The 19,475-nt window shown below is 56.7% G+C and carries 15 protein-coding genes; 12 read left to right on the top strand and 3 right to left on the bottom strand.

Annotation, left to right across the window (positions count from 1 at the left end):
* The first annotated feature begins 216 nt into the window (after window positions 1-216).
* The 5 genes from ACZRMH_RS20520 to ACZRMH_RS20500 all read left to right on the top strand — a co-directional run bounded on the left by ACZRMH_RS20520 (window position 217) and on the right by ACZRMH_RS20500 (window position 7,166).
* A complete protein-coding gene (locus ACZRMH_RS20520; RefSeq protein ID WP_464015006.1) occupies window positions 217-2,724 on the top strand; it encodes a TcfC E-set like domain-containing protein in 2,508 nt (835 codons plus the stop codon).
* Between the two features lie 81 nt (window positions 2,725-2,805).
* Window positions 2,806-4,080, top strand: coding sequence for a hypothetical protein (locus ACZRMH_RS20515; protein ID WP_464015002.1), 1,275 nt, complete (start codon window positions 2,806-2,808; stop codon window positions 4,078-4,080).
* Between the two features lie 98 nt (window positions 4,081-4,178).
* A complete protein-coding gene (locus ACZRMH_RS20510) occupies window positions 4,179-5,432 on the top strand; it encodes a hypothetical protein (RefSeq protein ID WP_464015001.1) in 1,254 nt (417 codons plus the stop codon).
* Between the two features lie 397 nt (window positions 5,433-5,829).
* Window positions 5,830-6,645: a winged helix-turn-helix domain-containing protein gene (locus ACZRMH_RS20505; protein WP_464015000.1), complete on the top strand. Its 816-nt coding sequence runs from the start codon at window positions 5,830-5,832 to the stop codon at window positions 6,643-6,645.
* Window positions 6,645-7,166, top strand: a complete 522-nt coding sequence (locus ACZRMH_RS20500) for a hypothetical protein (RefSeq protein ID WP_464014999.1) — start codon at window positions 6,645-6,647, stop codon at window positions 7,164-7,166. Before ACZRMH_RS20505 ends, ACZRMH_RS20500 begins: the two co-directional genes overlap by 1 nt.
* On the opposite strand, the gene ACZRMH_RS20495 is transcribed toward ACZRMH_RS20500, so the two are convergent.
* Both ACZRMH_RS20495 and xseA read right to left on the bottom strand, forming a co-directional pair.
* Entirely contained in the window at window positions 7,163-7,987 is an 825-nt protein-coding gene (locus ACZRMH_RS20495) for a peptidoglycan DD-metalloendopeptidase family protein (protein ID WP_464014998.1), read from the bottom strand. The two genes, ACZRMH_RS20500 and ACZRMH_RS20495, sit on opposite strands and share 4 nt — an antisense overlap.
* A 3-nt stretch (window positions 7,988-7,990) precedes the next feature.
* Entirely contained in the window at window positions 7,991-9,370 is a 1,380-nt protein-coding gene (gene xseA / locus ACZRMH_RS20490; RefSeq protein WP_464014997.1) for an exodeoxyribonuclease VII large subunit, read from the bottom strand.
* Between the two features lie 80 nt (window positions 9,371-9,450).
* Between xseA and ACZRMH_RS20485 the strand changes: the two genes are divergently transcribed.
* From ACZRMH_RS20485 to ACZRMH_RS20465, 5 genes are all read left to right on the top strand, one after another.
* Window positions 9,451-10,197, top strand: coding sequence for a sulfite exporter TauE/SafE family protein (locus ACZRMH_RS20485; RefSeq protein ID WP_464014996.1), 747 nt, complete (start codon window positions 9,451-9,453; stop codon window positions 10,195-10,197).
* A 158-nt stretch (window positions 10,198-10,355) separates the two neighbouring features.
* On the top strand, window positions 10,356-10,904 hold the full coding sequence (locus tag ACZRMH_RS20480; protein ID WP_464014995.1) for a sugar ABC transporter ATPase: 549 nt from the start codon (window positions 10,356-10,358) through the stop codon (window positions 10,902-10,904).
* 283 nt (window positions 10,905-11,187) lie between these two features.
* Window positions 11,188-12,657 (top strand): IMP dehydrogenase, encoded by a 1,470-nt coding sequence (gene guaB, locus ACZRMH_RS20475; protein WP_464014994.1) that lies wholly within the window; start codon window positions 11,188-11,190, stop codon window positions 12,655-12,657.
* Window positions 12,658-12,759: 102 nt separating this feature from the next.
* Entirely contained in the window at window positions 12,760-14,337 is a 1,578-nt protein-coding gene (gene guaA, locus ACZRMH_RS20470) for a glutamine-hydrolyzing GMP synthase (RefSeq protein ID WP_464014993.1), read from the top strand.
* 325 nt (window positions 14,338-14,662) lie between these two features.
* Window positions 14,663-15,319, top strand: coding sequence for a trypsin-like peptidase domain-containing protein (locus ACZRMH_RS20465; protein WP_464014992.1), 657 nt, complete (start codon window positions 14,663-14,665; stop codon window positions 15,317-15,319).
* A gap of 51 nt (window positions 15,320-15,370) precedes the next feature.
* Here the strand turns inward: ACZRMH_RS20465 and treR are convergent, their stop codons facing one another.
* Window positions 15,371-16,075 (bottom strand): trehalose operon repressor, encoded by a 705-nt coding sequence (gene treR, locus ACZRMH_RS20460; protein WP_464014991.1) that lies wholly within the window; start codon window positions 16,073-16,075, stop codon window positions 15,371-15,373.
* A 208-nt stretch (window positions 16,076-16,283) separates the two neighbouring features.
* On the opposite strand from treR, the gene treP reads away from it, so the two are divergent.
* Window positions 16,284-17,726, top strand: coding sequence for a PTS system trehalose-specific EIIBC component (treP, locus tag ACZRMH_RS20455; protein WP_464014990.1), 1,443 nt, complete (start codon window positions 16,284-16,286; stop codon window positions 17,724-17,726).
* Window positions 17,727-17,827: 101 nt separating this feature from the next.
* Window positions 17,828-19,474 carry an alpha,alpha-phosphotrehalase gene (gene treC / locus ACZRMH_RS20450; RefSeq protein ID WP_464014989.1) on the top strand — a complete coding sequence of 549 codons (1,647 nt, stop codon included), beginning with the start codon at window positions 17,828-17,830 and terminating at the stop codon, window positions 19,472-19,474.
* Window position 19,475: the final 1 nt, after the last annotated feature.

Raw genomic sequence — 19,475 nt, 5'->3', positions numbered from 1 at the left:
CGAAGTCATGGGAGAGGTGATGCAGGAAGCCTTGGCTATGCGGCATGATGCTCCGGCTTCAATTCAATAACCGTGTTGCACTCAGCTCCTGCAACCGCCCTCTCTTTCCCGGTGGTCGAACAACGTTTGATGTGTTCGGCTGCCTGGAAAGTGGAGTGGTATGGGTTTTACCTAAACGATGTCAGTTTGTCTGGATAATAACTATTGAACTCTGTAATGGGTCGTGCCCTGACTGTTTGCTGTTCGATCATTTTATCGACTGGCCTTAACGCTGAGGTTAATCCACCGTCCACATTGGGTGTATTAAGTCAGGCAGAGTATTTACCTGATGGTTTTCAGGAGCACTTCTTCGATGTGCCTCTGGCTGTGCGTATTGATGTAAATACCCAGTTGCTTGGCGATGCACTGGTGATCCTGGGTCGAGATGAAAGCATTCGATTATTGAGTTTCACCGATACACAAGACAGCACCTTGCCCGAGGCACAGCGCGCCGAATGGCTTGAACTGTTGTCCCGGCCAGTACCCTTGGGCAGTTGCACCAAAAGCTGTGCCAATGGCCTGGTGGCCTTGCATTACAACCTGCAAGAGTCGCAACTGTCGATTTTGACCGATGACGCCGAGCGTAAAGGAGCAGAGGCGCAATACCACACGCTGCCCGAAGGCGGAAGCGCCGGGCTGATTGTAAACAATCAATTGAATCTTGCCCGTGGCGGTGGCTCCGAAGCCAGCACCGCGGCGCGATATAACGTCCAGGCCAGCAGCAGCATCGGCAACTGGACACAGGTGGCCTCGGCCGAACTGGCGCGTACCGGTGAACCCGGCGCCCCCACCTATCACTCGCTCAACCAGCTCTATGGCCAGCGCGAGTTTGCCGGCAATTTTTTCCGTCTGGGGTACTTCACTCCAGATGCCTTGGGGGTTTACCGCCGGCCGCGCAATTTTGGCGGCAGCCCGGATACCACCCTCGGCTTTATGTACGGCACCAGCGACAGCCTGGCCGTCAACAACTCAAGCCCCAGTACCTACCCGATCTATGTCACACCCAGTCGTCAGGGCCTGGTCGAGGTCTATCGCGATGGCGTGCTGATTTACAGCCAGGCCGTAACCAGCGGTTTGCAAACCCTCGACACAAGACGTTTTCCCGGCGGTATTTACCCGGTGCAGGTGCGATTGATTGAGGACGGGCAAGTGACGTCTAGCACCGAAGAAGTGATCTACAAGCCCAACAACTGGCGCAATGCCGATCAACCCTGGCGCTATAGCGTCTTCGGCGGCAAGCGCCGCCAGTTATTCAACAACTGGGGGGATGGCGTTCTGTATGACCAGGGCCTGACTTACGGGGCGCTGGTCAATTATCTGGTGCATCCACGCGTCATCCTGGGAGTTGATGCCCAGCGTGTTGCGCAAAAAATGCAATACGGCAGCTCAATCGACTGGAGCCTGTCAGACAGGATCAGCCTCTATAGCAATGTGTATCAAACCGCAGGTTACGGCACCGGAATCGACGTCCAGGCCCGTTATCAATACCAGGGCGGCAGCGCGCTGTTTTCTCACTCGCGCTCCTGGCTCGATACACGCAATGACATCGATTACCTGGACACCGTCGCGATCCGCCCGAAAACCCGTTACAACGGCCGCACGCAGAGCACCTCACTGGCGCTTACCCGGCGTTTGAGTACCAGCAGCAGCCTGACCGGCCGGGTCAGTCACAGCAGCGGCAATACCAACGGTACCGGGGTTGATTTGAGCTGGTTGCGCAGCAGCAAGCTGTTTGGCAGTGACGTGAACTGGCAGGTGTCGCTGTTTGATCGCCCCTCGACGATCAGCACCGGTAGCCGGCGCAATCGCGGCATCGACCTGAGCCTCAACCTGGCGCTGGGCAAACCGGGCGGCAATCTTTCGGCCAGTATCGGTAGCCGTACCTCCCGTGATGGTGAACGCGAAATTAACGGTTCAGTGGGCTACAACAAGACCCTCAACGGTGACTTTTTCAAAAGCTATTCCACCAGCCTCACAGGCGATAGTTATGGAGTAGGGCTGAGTGGCACGACTCAATTTGAAACCCGCCTGCTCAATGGTGACGCCTATGCACAGCGCTCTTCCTATAACGGTGAGCTCAGCGGTGGCTTGAACCTCAGCAGTACGCTGGCCTTCGGCGCAGGTACCGTGGCTGCCAGCGGCAATTTTTACGGCAACGATGGCGCGATGATTGTTGACCTGGATTCGGACATCGACAACTTGATATTGCGCGCCGACGACATGAGCGGAAGTTATGGCGCAGAGCTAAAACCCGGTAGAAACATAGTGCCGGTGGGGGCTTATAAAAGTGGCACGGTGCACTTCGACTTCAGTGGCAATGATGCCCACGCCGCCGCCATACAACCGTCACAAACGCGCTATCACCTCAATAAAGGCGGGGTGATTTATCAGCAAGTACGGGTACTCAAAACCCTGTCGGTGCTGGGGCGCATCGTCGACCCCCAGGGTCGTCCCATGGCGGGCGCGCATATTCTCAACCATGCCAGTAGCGGGGTGACTGAGGCCGACGGCTTCTTTGTACTGGAAATGAGCGAATCGTCACCCAGCCTGGAAATCAATCACCGCGGGCAGCCAGCGTGCAGTGTTGTCCTGAACCCGGCCGAGCATAAACGTGAGAACAATGTACTGCTGGTATCAGACATTGTTTGTCATCCCACTTCGGTTCGCGTTGCAAAAGGCGCGTGAGTGCTCAGGTGACGTTTAATCAGAGTGAATACACCGTGCACAAGGAGCGTGTGATTCATAACTTGGAACTGAGTGATTATTATGCGCAAGTCTTTATTTTTTAAATGTCAGCGCCTTATGCGTTGTGCTGTGGCAGTGGCATTGATGTGTAGTGCGTTACCGCTGTCAGCATTCGAAAAGACCTTTGAAGCGGTGTATACGCCAGACCCGAGTAACCCGACGAAAAATACCTTCCAGTTGCTGACTCCCGGCGAAGGTCATTGTTCGTTACCTATTTACTGTAGCGGCGCAGTAGGGGTCAAGTTGCCGATGGTGTTTGAGTCGTCTGCGGGCATTGATCCTGTCGCCAATGCCAGTGACCTGAGGCAAGGCGCCTTTTTCAAGGTGCCTCTGGGTTGGCGCAGTGTGATGCTGGTCAATAACAAAACAGGCTCACAGGCTGAGTTAAAAGTCCGGGCGACGGCGCTCGGCGGCCGTTATGTATTAATCAAACCGGCAGCAGAACTGTCCCCGGGAGGGCCAACGGCTCCCTACCTGGGGCACGGATTACTCTGGCAAGGGGGTAATTGGAACGAGGGCGTATGGCCGTGTTATTCGACGCGGCTGTGGAATGTGTTCCAGCGCACCCATGAGTTTTTTTGGCTATTTCCCTATCGGGATACCTGCACTAAAAGAGCCTTGTTCGAAATACCCGGCCCTTTTATTTATGACCGGACTGAAACCGCTTTTGAATTCGTCATGCCCAACCCGCTGGATATGGAACCGGGTGAATACGCTGCCACGACTCTTTACAGTGTAGGGCCAGGTCAGGATTATGATCTCGGGGGCTTGATGTTGACAGCCGATAGCCAGATTGCCCTTCATTTCAGTTTTGTGGTCAATAGTGCGTTAACCGTCGATTTTCCCCAGGGTTCCAAACGGGCGGTATTACAACCCAGAGAGGGCTGGCAGAGTTGGCTTAACTCGGGGCGCAAGGCACCGGGTTTAAGTGCGTTTCAGAATTTTCGGTTATCGACGTCCAGTCATTTCAAGATGTACCTGGACTGTCAGTACTCTGTCGGTACGGACTGCGCCATTTTCGCCGATTCAGCCACGGTCAATGCACAGGTGCCGGTACAAACAACCGTCAGTTTTCCGGCCGGTATCACATTAATGCCTGGCCAGCGGCCAGCCCTTAAAGTTGCATTGGCCCAGGGCATACACAATGCGGTGAGTTTTGAAGCGGACGGCGTGCAGGTATCGCGCGGGGCAACCATGAACTATGAAATACAACCGCAGGTCACGGCGCTAATGGTCGAGAACCCGGGCAGTACTTACAGGGGAGCTGTGACGATTGTGTTTGATGTCAATATCTAAGGCAGGGGAACTCTATAAAGGTCGTTGCGGCTATTTAAGCGCAACGGCGTGATTATTGGTAAAACCTGCATTGTTATCCATTATCAGGAGAGAGTACCGTGCGGTTGTTTGTTTTTTTCAAGTCGTTCGCATTTTTTTTTAACGTGTTGTTTTTTCTGTGCGTGCAAGTGGCAGTGACTCTTCAGCCGTTACAGGCAGCAGAACAATTAATTACCGCAGTGTTTACGCCGGACCCCACCGACCCTTCTCATAATAAATTTATCAATACCACGCCGGTGGCGGGGTATTGTCTGATTTTGCCGGGGCAGTGTGCGGCCAATGGTTTTTCAAGCGTCAACTTCCCGATTGATTTTGATGCATCAAAGGGGCTTGATCCGGATGAAGCGCTGGCAGACAGGCGAAAAGCGGCTTACCTGCTTATCCCGTCCACCTTTCGCACTGTGACCATCACCCATGATCAAACGGGGGTGAGTTCACAGGTGCAATGGCGGATCTCGGGTCTGGGCGGGCGCTATATCCTCAGCAGCGGCACCTGGCACGGTCACTTGTGGGAATCGACCTGGGTGAATGCACCCAGCCCGTGTACCTATGGCGGTGTGGGCAGCGGTAACGCAACCTTCTACGATTACTTCTGGAAGGCGCCGCAGACTGCGACCACGGCCTGCGTGAAAATGCCCAAGGTGCCGATCCCGGCACCTTTCCGGTATCGCAATATGAACATCAGCTATGAAATGCATACGCCCAACCCCCTGGCCATGGAAATGGGCACTTACTCCGGCAGCATTACCTATGGCATAGGGCCGGGTCAGGATTTCGACTTTGGCGATATCATGCAGCCCAGCGATAATCAGATAACCTTCAATTTCAAATTGACCGTTAACCATCTGCTCAAGGTCGAGTTTCCGCCCGGCGCCAACCGCGTAGTGCTGCAGCCCGAAGGAGGCTGGCAGAGATGGCTGGCAACTGGCCGACCACCACCGTCGCTGTATGCCAATCATGACTTTAAAATCTCCAGCTCCGGTAGGTTTAAAGTCTATCTGGAGTGCCAATATGCCGAGCAAGGCACCTGTGGCATTCGCACCTCCGGGCAGGAGCAACCCACCGTTGGGGTGGATATTCAACTGACCTTGCCGGTCGGGATTGTGCTTGATTCGGGTGGCCAGCCTGCCCAACGAGTGGCGCTGAGTACCGGGGAAAATGGCGCTGTGGTGTTCAGAACCGTCACCAGCCAGTTTGCTCGCAAGGCGACCTTGCACTATGTCGTGCCCGCAGCGTCGACTGAACAACTGCTCAGGCATCCCGGCAGTACCTATAAGGGTAATGCCACGATCATTTTTGATGCCGACATATAGGGCAATAAACGTCGGCGTTTAATGCTCTCTACGCCCCAGGCGGCCCGGCACAAGGTGGCGCTGGACGCTGCTATTCCCCCGATATGGTTCAGCGGATGATACACAGGCTGATGTTCTGCACATGGCCAGTTAGCGCTTCATGCTGATGCCTGTTTATTTGAATGTTTAATAATTGAAACTTCCTGCTTTTGTTTCGGATCCCGTTGTTCTGGCAAGAGCGGGTTTTTGCATGTGTTTAATATGCGTTGAAAAAAGGGATGTGGGTGTTGAATTGTTTGTTGGCAGGGAGAGCATGATACCGCAGCGCTAAATGATTGATGTAGAGTGTTGTTTAACTCCGCATTTGAAATGACGGAAAATTATGCTCCGTCTACTCATTTTATAAGGCTGTAATACTATGGCCCGTTACTTGATAGCTGGCGTAATGTTATTTGATGATGAGTTATATGAAGTGTCAGGTGCCGGTGAGGTTGTCCAGTCTGTGGTGCTTGGGGCGGCCGCCAGTCGCTGTTTTTCGACGTTACTTGAGGCGCAGGGCGCCATCGTTACTAAAAAGCAGTTGCTGCACGCGGGCTGGGAGCGCTATGGGCAGCAGGTGTCTGCCAACAGCGTCAACCAGTCCATTGCCCAGATTCGTCGCTGTTTATCCACCGTGGGCTACTGCGATTACGTGGTCACGGTGCCACGCATTGGCTACAAGATAAGTGATGCCCTTTCGATCGAGAAACTGGGTGAGGGGGGGCAGCCTGCGCCAGATGATGGGTTGAGTGCCGGGCGCGATATCACCCGCTTAGCGATCATGCCGGAGGATCAGGTCGCCGTGCCTGCGGTCAAGAACACCGGCAGACGCAAGTATTTGTTGCTGGTCGGGCTGCTGATGTTGAATGCTTTTCTGGCCTTTGGCTGGCAAACCATGAGGCTGAGCTCGCCACTGTCGCCGGCCGTCGAATTAAATTATCTGCCGGTACCGGGAGAGCACGGCCTGCATTTTTTTTCGGCACCGGGATTAAACGTCAACCCTGAACGAGTCAATGCGCACTTGCTCAAGTTAAAGGAAAAACCGCCCGCATTCACGAGCCTGGCGAGTTACGCATATGTGTATTTGAATGGCGCATTAAGAGATGACGTTTATGGGTACTTTTTATGTCGGGATCCCATAGAGGTCAGCATTTCGGGGTGTATTTCCTATTTTGTTGTGGATGGAAGCGAATAATGGCCGCTGCGAAGTTGAGCGCGCCGGGGGTGATCTTTATTGGATTGATCGTTTTCCCCTGGTTGGTCGCAACGTGGCTGTACTCGGCGGATCGAGTGATATGGGAGTGTCATCTGGATTTCGAAATGCTGGTGCTGTCACCTGATCAAACGGCAGAGCGAACGCTGGGTTCATACAGTCAGTTTTTTTATGGCAATAACCTGGGGTTTGCCCGCATCAGCGGCCGTAAGGTGCTGGTTTTGCAGAATGATCAAACCGAGGTGCACAACTTTCATCGTTTTATTGACTTCAAATATGCACAGGCGGGGCCTTATCTGAAAAACAAGGTGACTAAAGTGACGCGCCTACATGGCGACACGCTCAATGCTGATCAGGACCTGGCCTTTATGAGCGCGCCGGGGATGGACGCTTACTTCCAGGTGTTGAAGCTGGGTCCCAACACCTATTCGTTTGGTCGCCTGGGCATGCCCCGGCAGATCTGCCAGGGCCGGCAAGGGTGGCTGATGCCGCGTTTGCGTTAGGGCTGGAAGGCACCGATAAAGATTGCCGGGTCCACCCGTGCGTCGTTCAGGCTGACGTTCCAGTGCATATGCGGCCCGGTGGCGCGGCCCGTTGAGCCGACCTTGCCGACCACATCACCACGGGCCAATTGCTGGCCTACCTGGGTGTCGATTTTCGACATATGGCAGAACATGCTGATAAAGCCCTGGCCATGGTCGACAAATACGGTGTTGCCGTTAAAGAAGTAGTTGCCGATCAAAATCACCTTGCCTGCCGCCGGGGTCTTGATCGGTGTGCCTGCTGGTACCGCGAAGTCCAGGCCTGCATGGGGGTTGCGCTCTTCACCATTGAAGAAGCGGCGCACGCCAAACTTGCTCGATAGCGGCCCGTTGACCGGTTTGTCCAGCAGCAGATTGCTCGGTGTGTTGGGGCTGAAGGTGCGGTAAGCCTTGATCTGGATTGCCAGTTCGTTGTCGATACGCTTGATATCGGCGGGGTCGGGATTGACCTGGCGCTTGTTTTTCAGGGTGATGCGCTGCTCGGGGTACTTCTTGTTGCCGACCGTGAAGTTCAGATTGCGACCGCCGCTGCTGATCTGCTGGGTGCCGGGTTTGACCGTCAGCGGGATGCCGACAATCGCCCGCCAGGTGTCCTGTTCCTTGATCACCAGTACCGGCTTGCCGGCATAGGTCGCCTTGGGTGCTTGTGCGCCGGAGCCCAGCTCAATGACGGCAACGCCGCCGGGTACCGGTTTATTCAATAAGCGGGTTATGTAGCTGTCGGCCGCTTGAGCATTGAGGCTCAGGCACAGCAGCAGGACGGCAGAGAAAAAACGCGGCATCAGTTAGTCCAGTAAAGAAAGGGTGACGGGCGTGAGGTGATTGTCCTCGACCCGGACTTGCAGCTCGCCTTCGCCCAGCTTGGCCTTCAGGCGCTGACCATTATGGGTTTGCGCTGCACTGTGAATGGCGTTGCCGCGTTCATCGAGGAGGATGCTGTAACCACGGCCCAGGGTCGCCAGCGGGCTGACTACGTGCAGGGTCTGCATCTGACTTTGCAGTTGCAGGCGACGGCTTTTCAGGCCTTCGCGCATGGCTCGGGGCAAACGTTCGGCGAGGCTGTCGAGGCGCTGGCGCAGCATGGCTAACTGGCGGCCGGGATGCTGCGCGGCCAGGCGGGTTTCGAGGCGGATCAGGCGTTCGCGGCGGGTGTTGAGGCTGCGCTCGAAGGCACGGCGCATGCGCATGTCCAGGTCATCCAGGCGCTGGGCCTGCTGGCGCAGACGCTCGCCAGGGTGGCGCAGGCGCCGGGTCAGACCGTCGAGGCGCAGGCGCTCGCGCATCAAACGGTCGCGGATGCGCATCACCAGGCGCCGGTGCAGGCTATCTATACGCCGTTGCAGGTCACTGGTGTCCGGGGCCAGCAGTTCGGCTGCCGCAGATGGGGTTGGCGCGCGTACGTCAGCCACAAAGTCGGCGATGGACACATCGGTTTCATGGCCCACGGCGCTGACAATGGGGGTCACGCAGGCATCAATGGCCCGGGCTACGGCTTCCTCGTTAAAACACCAGAGGTCTTCCAGCGAGCCGCCGCCGCGCGCCAGAATCAACGCATCGAAGCCACGGGCATCGGCCAGTTTCAAGGCGCGGACAATCTGCGCCGTAGCTTCGCGGCCTTGTACGGCAGTGGGGATCAGGGTCAGCTCGACTTGCGGCGCCCGGCGGCGAAACACGCTGATAATGTCGCGGATCACTGCGCCGGTGGGCGAACTGACAATACCGATACGCTGCGGGTGAGCGGGCAGGGCGACTTTGCGCTCGGCACTGAACAGGCCTTCGGCACTGAGCTTTTCTTTCAGTGCATCGAAGGCCAGACGCAGCGCACCATCGCCTGCAGGCTCTACTGTGTCGAGAATCAGTTGATAGTCGCCACGGCCTTCAAACAACGACACCTTGCCGCGCACCTTGACCGCCAGACCGTCTTTCAGGGCTTGGCGCACCCGCGCGGCGTTATTGCGAAACAGCGCACAACGCACCTGGGCGCCACTGTCCTTGAGGGTGAAATACACGTGGCCGGAGGCCGGGCGGGCGAGGTTGGAAATTTCGCCTTCTACCCAGATGTTGCTGAACACGTCTTCGAGCAACACCCGCGCACGGCCATTGAGCTGGCTGACGGTCAGGACTTCTCGGTCGAGGTTGAGTCTTGCAAAGGGGTCTTTAATCATGGGCCTCATCATAAGGGTGGATTGTTATCACTGCACCTGTCTGATAGAAATCTGCGCTCTAAAAACAAGGAAGCAGAGCAATGGATTTGCCGTTTAGTGGTAGTGAGTGGGTGTTGCTGGAGCTGGCCATTGCCCTGGCCTATATCGTCTTTGGCGTGGCCGGGTTTGGCACTGCACTGGTGGCCGGGCCGCTGCTGATCCTGTGCCTGCCGCTGTCAAAAATCATCCCGTTGCTGGTGCTGCTGGATTTTGTCGCGGCTTTCGGCAACTGGTTACCCTCGCGTCGTGATGTGGCCCGCCCCGAGCTGCTGCGCTTGCTGCCATGCATGGCCATTGGTTGTGTGATTGGCGTGGTGTTCCTGCTCAACCTGAAGTCCGACCTGTTATTGCTGTTGATGGGGCTCTTTATCACGGCTTACGCGGTGTACAGCCTGGCCGTGAAGGTCAAGCCGACTCAGGCTGCTGCTAGCTGGGCCATCCCCACGGGGATCACCGGCGGGTTGTTTGGCGCGCTGTTCGGTAGCGGCGGTTTTTTGTATGCGCTTTACCTCAATGCGCGCCTGCCCAAGGACGCCGCCCGCGCCACCCAAAGTGCGCTGATCAGTTGCAGTACCGTAGTGCGCCTGAGCCTGTTCGTGATTGCAGGGGTGTATGCCGATGGTGCGCTGCTGTTGCTCGCGGCCTGCCTGTTGCCAGCCATGGCATTGGGGTTGTGGGTGGGCCGACGGTTGACCCGCAAATTGTCCCGCGAGGCGTTTGTGCGGCTGGTAACGTGGTTGGTACTGGCCAGCGGGATTGCACTGATTGTGCGATATCTCAACGCTTGACCTCAGAAGTTGAGGCTTTAAGCTGCGCAACACCTGTGGGAGCGGGCTTGCTCGCGATGAAATTGCCGCGGTGTTCCTGATGCACCGCAGTGCCTGAATCGCGAGCAAGCCCGCTCCCACAGACAGCCGATTTTCATCTCCCAACATGTGCCGTACCCATGAATTCGCAAAGCATCATCGTTCCCAAAATCTCCACCTTGCCGGTTCATGAGCCGCGTGCCCGGGCCATCGTGCGCTGGCTGGTGCGCAAGAACATCATCGAAGAAGAGCTGACTACCTGTGGCCGCACCGGCAACGGCATGGCTTATGCCATCGCTCCGGGTGCCAGGGATGTGGTGTTGCACCCCGAGGCGCTGCCGTTTGGCGAGCCGGTCAATGGCCTGGAAATCATCACCAAGCGCTGCATCTACACCCCGGCCAAAGGCTTTCTTGAAGAGGCCGGTTGCGCCGAATGCCGCAAGGAAGTGGGCGAGGCGCTGTTCGACAGCCTCGAAGACTGGATGCCGGGGCGTACCGACAACTTTATCTGCCCGCTGTGTGCCCATGAAGACGACATCAACGGGTTTCTGTTTTTGCAGCCTTGTGGGTTTTCCAATCTGGGCTTTATTTTCAATAACTGGGCCGAGGCGGGGTTCAAGCAGAGTTTCCTCGACGAGTTCGCCGATTGGCTGGATCAGCCGGTGGCGTGGGTGAAAGTCGAACTGTGACGCCCGGATTCCGTAGCAGCTGCCGAGCCTGCGAGGCTGCGTCCGGCGGCGAAGCCGTCGTAAAACCGGAATCCCGTTTTTACCTGACGTAACGAAGTTGCCTGACCTTACGGCGGCTATGCCGCCGGACGCAGCCTTCGGCAGCTGCTACGGATCGTTTTCTGCCTTCAAAGTCAATAAATCATGGCCCTTAGCGCAAAACTCTCTAAAGGTTTCCGTTGAGAGAGCCGGGTGTTTTGAGTACAATGGCGCGCTTCCATTTTCCCGCTCGGGAGCCCCAGCGATGCTGCGTATCAGCCAAGAAGCACTCACATTCGATGACATCCTTCTCGTCCCCGGTTATTCCGAGGTTCTCCCGAACGAAGTCAATCTAAAGACTCGTTTGACCCGTGGCATTGAACTGAATATTCCGCTGGTTTCCGCTGCAATGGACACCGTAACTGAAGCCCGTCTGGCAATCGCCATGGCTCAGGAAGGCGGTATCGGTATCATCCACAAGAACATGACCATCGAGCAGCAAGCTCACGAAGTTCGCAAGGTCAAGCGTTTCGAAGCCGGTGTGGTCAAAGAGCCCATCACTATCGAGGCGGATGCCACGGTACGTGAACTGCTTGAATTGACCCACCAGCACAACATCTCCGGCGTACCTGTACTGCACAATGGCGACCTGGTCGGCATCGTGACGTCCCGTGACGTGCGCTTTGAAAACCGTCTGGAAGCTACCGTTCGCGACGTGATGACGCCAAAAGAGCGTCTGGTCACGGTCAAGGAAGGCGCCGACAAGGACGAAGCCCGCGAGCTGTTGCACAAACACCGTATCGAGCGCGTGCTGATCGTTGACGACAAATTTGCCCTCAAAGGCATGATGACCGTTAACGACATCGAAAAAGCCAAGGCTTACCCGCTGGCCAGCAAGGACGATCAAGGTCGTCTGCGCGTAGGCGCTGCGGTCGGTACCGGCAAGGACACGGCTGATCGCGTTGCCGCCCTTGTGGCTGCAGGCGTTGACGTGGTGGTAGTCGATACCGCCCACGGTCACTCCAAAGGCGTGATCGACCGCGTGCGTTGGGTCAAGGAGAACTTCCCTGAAGTTCAGGTGATCGGCGGCAACATTGCTACTGGCGCTGCTGCCCTGGCCCTGGTTGAAGCCGGCGCTGACGCAGTCAAGGTCGGTATCGGCCCAGGCTCCATCTGCACCACGCGTATCGTGGCCGGTGTTGGCGTTCCGCAAATCAGCGCGATTGCCAATGTTTCCGCTGCCCTTGAGGGCACTGGCGTACCGATGATCGCCGACGGCGGTATCCGTTTCTCGGGTGACCTGTCCAAGGCCATCGTTGCCGGTGCGTCCTGCGTGATGATGGGTTCGATGTTTGCCGGTACTGAAGAAGCGCCGGGCGAGATCGAGCTGTACCAGGGCCGTTCGTACAAGGCTTACCGCGGCATGGGTTCGCTGGGTGCGATGTCGCAGTCCCAGGGTTCCTCTGACCGTTACTTCCAGGACTCCTCCGCGGGTGCCGAGAAGCTGGTGCCGGAAGGCATCGAAGGTCGCGTAGCGTACAAAGGCTCGCTGACGGCGATCATTCACCAACTGATGGGCGGTCTGCGTTCTTCGATGGGTTACACCGGCTGTGCCGACATCGAACAAATGCGTACCAAACCCGAGTTCGTGCGTATCACCGGCGCGGGCATGGCTGAATCCCACGTCCACGACGTGCAGATCACCAAAGAAGCACCCAACTATCGCGTAGGTTGATAGTGATCGCATCCGGGCCAACCCTGGGTGCGATACGAATTAAGTCACCGGGGCTGTTTGATTCAGCCCCGTGTCGTTTCTGAAATTAATCGAGATTTTGTCATGGCCCTCGACATTCACGCTCACCGCATCCTGATCCTGGACTTCGGTTCCCAGTACACCCAGCTGATTGCCCGCCGCGTGCGCGAAATCGGCGTTTACTGCGAACTGCACCCGTTCGATATGGACGACGCAGCGATCCGCGAATTCGCACCTAAAGGCATCATCCTTGCCGGTGGTCCGGAATCCGTACACGAAGCTGGCAGCCCACGCGCACCACAAGCTGTATTCGACCTGGGCGTACCGGTATTCGGTATCTGCTACGGCATGCAGACCATGGCCGAGCAACTGGGCGGCAAGGTTGAAGGTTCCGAACTGCGTGAGTTCGGTTATGCCCGCGTCGACGTAGTCGGCAAAAGCCGCCTGCTGGACGGCATCGAAGACCATATCGACGCCGACGGCCTGTTCGGTCTGGACGTGTGGATGAGCCACGGTGACAAGGTCACCAAAATGCCATCCGACTTCAACATCCTGGCCAGCACCCCGAGCTGCCCGATTGCCGGTATGTACAACGACGAGCGCGGCTACTACGGCGTGCAGTTCCACCCGGAAGTGACCCACACCAAGCAGGGCGGTCGCATCCTGTCGCGCTTTATCCTCGACATCTGTGGCTGTGAAGCCCTGTGGACACCGTCGAAAATCGCAGAAGACGCGATTGCCAATATCCGTGCCCAGGTTGGTACCGACAACGTACTGCTGGGCCTGTCTGGCGGCGTTGACTCCTCGGTAGTGGCTGCTTTGCTGCACAAGGCCATCGGTGATCAGCTGACTTGCGTGTTCGTGGATAACGGCCTGCTGCGCCTGCACGAAGGTGAGCAAGTGATGGCCATGTTCGCCGAGAACATGGGTGTCAAAGTGATCCGTGCCAACGCGGCCGACCAGTTCCTGGGCAACCTGGCTGGCGAAAGCGACCCGGAGAAGAAGCGCAAGATCATCGGCCGTACCTTTATCGACGTGTTCGATGCCGAGTCCTGCAAGCTGGACAACATCAAGTACCTGGCTCAGGGCACCATCTACCCTGACGTGATCGAGTCGGCTGGCGCCAAGAGCGGCAAGGCTCACGTGATCAAGTCGCACCACAACGTGGGCGGCCTGCCGGACGAAATGAACCTCAAGCTGGTTGAGCCACTGCGTGAGCTGTTCAAAGACGAAGTTCGTCGTCTGGGCCTGGAGTTGGGCCTGCCGTACGACATGGTCTACCGTCACCCGTTCCCGGGCCCGGGCCTGGGCGTGCGTATCCTGGGTGAAGTGAAAAAGGAATACGCCGACATCCTGCGTCGTGCTGACCACATCTTTATCGAAGAACTGCGCAAAGCTGACTGGTACCACAAGGTTAGCCAGGCATTCGTAGTGTTCCAGCCAGTCAAATCGGTTGGTGTTGTAGGCGATGGCCGTCGTTACGCCTGGGTAGTTGCCCTGCGTGCCGTAGAAACCATCGACTTCATGACCGCACGTTGGGCGCACCTGCCTTACGAGCTGCTGGAAACCGTGAGTGGCCGGATCATCAACGAGATCGAAGGCATCTCCCGCGTTACTTATGACGTGTCGAGCAAGCCACCGGCAACGATCGAGTGGGAATAAGTCTGGCCGGGTAACCGGTTTGATTTGAAAAAAGGCGGTCAGCACATCGGGTGTTGACCGCCTTTTTTGTTATGAAACGCCTCATAGAACTTTTTGTTTTATACCCTCGTTTTTCGCATATTCCCGGCGCCAATTATTTGAACTTAAAAGTTGCTCGAAAAGCAATTGAGCATAGTTCGATTCATTCATACGCATTATTAAAACCTCAGCCATAAATAATACAGCCATCAGCTAAAACAAGCGGTTAGGAAGGCTGTAAATGGCACAGTCAAAAAACTGACAACACAACAATAGTCGCACTCCCTCTATAAGTCGGTGATTCATCATGATCAAGATCATGGCCAGCTTGTTAATAGGAGTTGTTCTTGCAGGATGCAACGGTATCGTTAAGCCTGACCTTTCGGGGCCTGCTAATGATTCATACTTCCTGGTGTTTTCGGGTTTCCCTGTGCCCTTTATGTATATGGCCTCGGCCGTACAATGGAACGAGGACTACGCCGTTACAACGCGCCATACGCCGTTTATCCCCAATGTGAAATACCGGTGCAGCACCAACTGCGATCTGGTGTTTATCCAGCACAAAGCCAACGGCCATTACCCATCATGGCGCGCACCGCGTGTGGGTGAGAGCATCACGGCGGTGGGGATGAGCCCGTATCTGGTGACCACTACGGGGAAAGGCAAGGTGTATCAAACGCCGTTTCTCAATACTGAAGAAAAGAGCGGTGACCTATATGCCATTCACGATGCCCCGCTGGTCAAGGGCATGTCTGGCGGGCCGGTGATTGCCAGCGATGGCAATATTGTCGGGATTAATGCCGGTTTTTATTCAACCACGTTGAATGATGTGATTACTCAGTCCGGGTTGAAGGGGGCCGAGAGGGTGAGCATTTTTATCCCTTACTCGATCATTCAGCGCGAGTGGCTGATGCTGCAGGCGCAGCTTGATGGGCCACGTGGTTCGAAGTATGCGATCAAGTAGAAAAGCCCCTCACCCCAGCCCTCTCCCGCAGGGTGAGGGCGCTTTTGACGTTCAGCGTCTGGCCACATCCGAAAAGTAGAACTTGTCCAGGGTATGCCGCGACTCGGTGTACTCGAACTGGCGCCCGTCCTGCAAAAACGTCTGGTTGCTCACCACGATCACATGGCTTTGACCCTCCAGGTCCAGATGCTGCTGGTCGTCCTTGCTGCGCGGCACTGCTTCGATGGTACGTTGCGCGTAGCTGATCTGCAGGTTTAGCGTTTGCTCGATATAGGCGTAAATCGAGTGCTGGGCAATCTCCTGATCCAGCCCCGGAATCAGGTCGCTGACGAAGTGGTTGATGTCCAGAATCACCCGTTTGCCATCAATATGGCGTACCCGTTTAATGCGGGTTATCAGGCTGCCTGCTGCCACATCGAACTTCTCGCACAGCGCCCCTTCGAGCGCGAACTGGGTGAACTCCACCACGTCAGTGCTGACGTTATCCCCCAGGCGCGGGTAGGTTTCCTGGAAACTGACAATGCCGCCCAACTGAAACTCGATGGGGCTGGATGACAGCACAAAGGTGCCTTTGCCATGGATCTTTTGCGCGAAACCGCGTTCCTGCAACTGCTCGATGGCCTTGCGCACGGTGCCACGGCTGGCCTCATAGCTGGCCATCAAGTCGGCTTCGGACGGCAGACGTGCGCCGCGGGCCAAGCGTTCAGTGGTGATGCTGGCAAGCAGATCGGTGTAGATCTGATTGTATTTGGTCATGGCGATGGCTCTATGCCGTGTGGGCTCGGGGCCCGGAACCTTAAGGGCAGGGGGTAGGCAGTGCAAGCACTGTAGTAAAGCCTGCGGGTAAAAAAAATCAAACTCGTCTGTACCAGTTGTTGCTTTAACTCGTACAGACGAGTATTTTTCGTTTCTGCGTGCTGCCAAAACGACGCTCCATAATAAAAATTCAAGCGGAAGACAACGCATGAGCCACGACTATTCCAAGATCGCCAGCGAGTTGCTGCACAGCCTCGGTGGTGCCGATAACGTTGAGCAGGCCGCGCATTGCGTCACGCGTTTGCGTCTGGCACTCAAGGACCCGAGCCTGGTCGACAGCGCCACCCTTAATCAGATCGATCTGGTCAAAGGCTCCTTCTTTACCGGCGGCCTGTATCAAGTGGTGATTGGCCCCGGCGAAGTCGAAAAGGTTTACGCCGCCCTGCGCGAGCAGACTGGCCTGGCGGCTTCCACCATCGCTGATGTCAAACAAAAGGGCGCCAACAAGGCCAACGCCATGCAGCGTCTGGTGCGGGTGTTCTCCGATGTGTTTATGCCCATCCTGCCCGCGCTGATCATTGCCGGCCTGCTGATGGGGGTGAACAACCTGCTCGGCGCCAAGGGCATGTTTATCGAAGGCAAGACCCTGCTCGATGCCTATCCGCAACTGGATGGGGTGTGGAGCCTGATCAACCTGATGGCCAATACCTCTTTCGTGTTCCTGCCTGCGCTGGTGGGCTGGTCGGCGGCCAAGCGTTTTGGTGGCAGCGAGATTCTCGGCATCGTGCTGGGCCTGATGCTGGTTCATCCCGATTTGCTCAATGCCTGGAACTACGGCAAGGCCGTGGCCGGACTGGATGGCCAGAGTCTGCCGTACTTCAATATCCTCGGTCTGTTCCAGATCGAGAAAGTGGGCTATCAGGGGCAAATCCTGCCGATTCTGATGGCCGCCTATGTGATGAGCGTGATCGAAAAATGGTTGCGGGCACGGGTGCCCAATGCCATTCAATTGCTGGTGGTGCCTATCACCACCATCGTCATCACCGGCGTGCTGGCGCTGGCGATCATTGGCCCGGTAACCCGTCATCTGGGGATTCTGATTACCGAAGGCGTGGTCATGCTGTTTGACCTGGCCCCCGTGCTCGGCGGGATGATCTTCGGCCTGCTGTACGCGCCGCTGGTGATTACCGGCATGCACCATATGTTCCTCGCCGTCGACCTGCAGCTGATTGCCAATCATGGCGGCACCTTTATCTGGCCAATGATCGTCATGTCCAACCTGGCCCAGGGCAGCGCCGCGCTCGGGGTGTTCTATATGAGCCGCAATGTGCGTGAGCGCAGCATGGCCTCGACCTCTGCGGTGTCCGCTTATTTCGGCATCACCGAACCGGCCATGTTCGGGATCAACCTGCGCTACAAATTCCCGTTTTATGCGGCGCTGATCGGCTCGGCGCTGGGCAGCATTTTCCTGTCGCTGAACAAGGTCCAGGCCTCGGCCATCGGTGTCGGCGGCTTGCCCGGGTTTATCTCGATCATTCCGCAGTACATCCCGATGTTTGTGATCGGCATGCTGGTGGCGATTGTCGTGCCGTTTGTCCTGACCTGTGTTCTTAGCCTGAAAATCGTGCGCCCCGGTTATCGCGTCGCCTAACCCCGTTTCCCCGTAGTCGCTGGCGCAGGCTGCGAGCTGTTCCCCCTTAAAGGCTCGCCGCCTTCGGCAGCGACTACAGAGTCCAATGAGCAGGATTTTTTATGCAAGACTGGCAGCGTTCGGTGATCTATCAGATCTACCCAAAAAGCTTTTACAGCCACGCGGGCAACGCGACCGGTGACTTGCTGGGGGTGGTCGACAAACTCGATTACCTGCAATGGCTGGGTGTCGATTACCTGTGGCTGACGCCGTTTCTGCGTTCGCCCCAGCGCGATAACGGCTATGACATCAGCGATTACTACGCCATCGACCCGAGCTACGGCAGCATGGCCGATTGCGAATTGCTGATCGGCGAAGCGAAAGGGCGCGGGATCAAGTTGATGCTCGATATCGTGGTCAATCACACCTCGATCGAACATGAGTGGTTCCAGCAGGCGCGCAGCAGCCTCGACAACCCGTACCGCGACTTCTATATCTGGCGCGATCAGCCGAACAACTGGGAATCCAAGTTCGGCGGTTCGGCCTGGGAATACGAGGCGCAGACCGGCCAGTATTACCTGCACCTGTTTGACCACACCCAGGCCGACCTCAATTGGGATAACCCCAAGGTGCGGGCCGAGGTCTACAAACTGATGCGTTTCTGGCGGGACAAGGGCGTGGGCGGTTTCCGTCTGGACGTGATCAATCTGATCTCCAAGCCTGCGCACTTCCCCCAGGACGACAGCGACGGGCGCCGCTTTTACACCGACGGCCCCCATGTGCATGAGTACCTGCAGGAGATGCACCGCGAAGTGTTCGCCGGCCACGATCTGGTCAGCGTCGGCGAGATGTCATCCACCAGTCTTGAGCACTGCATCCGTTATTCGCGGCCTGACAGCCAGGAGCTGTCGATGACTTTCAACTTTCATCACCTGAAAGTCGATTACCCGAATATGCAGAAGTGGGTACGGGCAGATTTCGATTTTCTGCAACTCAAACGCATCCTCTCGGACTGGCAGGTCGGCATGCAGGCCGGTGGCGGCTGGAACGCCCTGTTCTGGTGTAACCACGATCAGCCGCGGGTGGTCTCGCGCTTCGGCGATGACGGCGAGCACCGGGTGGTCTCGGCCAAGATGCTCGCCACTGCGTTGCACTTTCTGCAGGGCACGCCCTATGTGTATCAGGGCGAAGAGATTGGCATGACCAATCCCGGGTTCGAAAGCATCGAGCAGTACCGCGATGTCGAGACCCTGAATATCTATCGCCTCAAGCGTGAAGCGGGTGTGCCTCACGATGAGTGCATGGCGGCGATCAAGCAAAAGTCGCGGGACAACAGCCGTACACCGATGCAATGGGATCATCAGGCCAATGCCGGTTTCAGCAGCACCGAACCGTGGATTGGCATACCTGCGAATGCGGTCGAGATCAACGTTGAAGACCAGCGCAATGACCCGGCTTCGGTGCTGCATCACTACCGGCACCTGATTGCCTTGCGTCGCGAAGAACCGCTGCTGCAACACGGCGAGTATCGCCAGTTGCTGCCCGAGCATTTACAGGTGTGGGCGTATCTGCGTCAGGGCGAGGGTGAGAGCCTGTTGGTGGTCAACAATTTCTACGGCACACCCTGCGATATCGAGTTGCCTGAAGCCGTGATCGGTGAAGACGTGGTGCAACGGTTGTTGATCAGTAACTACGACGATTGCCCGGTACGCAGTCACCGCATCTCGCTGCGCCCGTATGAGTCATTTGTCCTGCACCTGAAAACCTGAA

It is taken from the genome of Pseudomonas sp. B414 (genome assembly GCF_055408445.1).
Note: the sequence above shows the minus strand (reverse complement) of the source record. Positions and strands in the feature narration are given on the sequence as shown.

Bases quoted from the DNA above. Each gene is read 5' to 3' on its own strand.
- ACZRMH_RS20520 (WP_464015006.1), top strand. From the start codon at position 217: ATGGGTCGTGCCCTGACTGTTTGCTGTTCGATCATTTTATCGACTGGC.
- ACZRMH_RS20515 (WP_464015002.1), top strand. From the start codon at position 2,806: ATGCGCAAGTCTTTATTTTTTAAATGTCAGCGCCTTATGCGTTGTGCT.
- ACZRMH_RS20505 (WP_464015000.1), top strand. From the start codon at position 5,830: ATGGCCCGTTACTTGATAGCTGGCGTAATGTTATTTGATGATGAGTTA.
- ACZRMH_RS20500 (WP_464014999.1), top strand. From the start codon at position 6,645: ATGGCCGCTGCGAAGTTGAGCGCGCCGGGGGTGATCTTTATTGGATTG.
- ACZRMH_RS20495 (WP_464014998.1), bottom strand. From the start codon at position 7,987: ATGCCGCGTTTTTTCTCTGCCGTCCTGCTGCTGTGCCTGAGCCTCAAT.
- xseA (WP_464014997.1), bottom strand. From the start codon at position 9,370: ATGATTAAAGACCCCTTTGCAAGACTCAACCTCGACCGAGAAGTCCTG.
- ACZRMH_RS20485 (WP_464014996.1), top strand. From the start codon at position 9,451: ATGGATTTGCCGTTTAGTGGTAGTGAGTGGGTGTTGCTGGAGCTGGCC.
- ACZRMH_RS20480 (WP_464014995.1), top strand. From the start codon at position 10,356: ATGAATTCGCAAAGCATCATCGTTCCCAAAATCTCCACCTTGCCGGTT.
- guaB (WP_464014994.1), top strand. From the start codon at position 11,188: ATGCTGCGTATCAGCCAAGAAGCACTCACATTCGATGACATCCTTCTC.
- guaA (WP_464014993.1), top strand. From the start codon at position 12,760: ATGGCCCTCGACATTCACGCTCACCGCATCCTGATCCTGGACTTCGGT.
- ACZRMH_RS20465 (WP_464014992.1), top strand. From the start codon at position 14,663: ATGATCAAGATCATGGCCAGCTTGTTAATAGGAGTTGTTCTTGCAGGA.
- treR (WP_464014991.1), bottom strand. From the start codon at position 16,075: ATGACCAAATACAATCAGATCTACACCGATCTGCTTGCCAGCATCACC.
- treP (WP_464014990.1), top strand. From the start codon at position 16,284: ATGAGCCACGACTATTCCAAGATCGCCAGCGAGTTGCTGCACAGCCTC.
- treC (WP_464014989.1), top strand. From the start codon at position 17,828: ATGCAAGACTGGCAGCGTTCGGTGATCTATCAGATCTACCCAAAAAGC.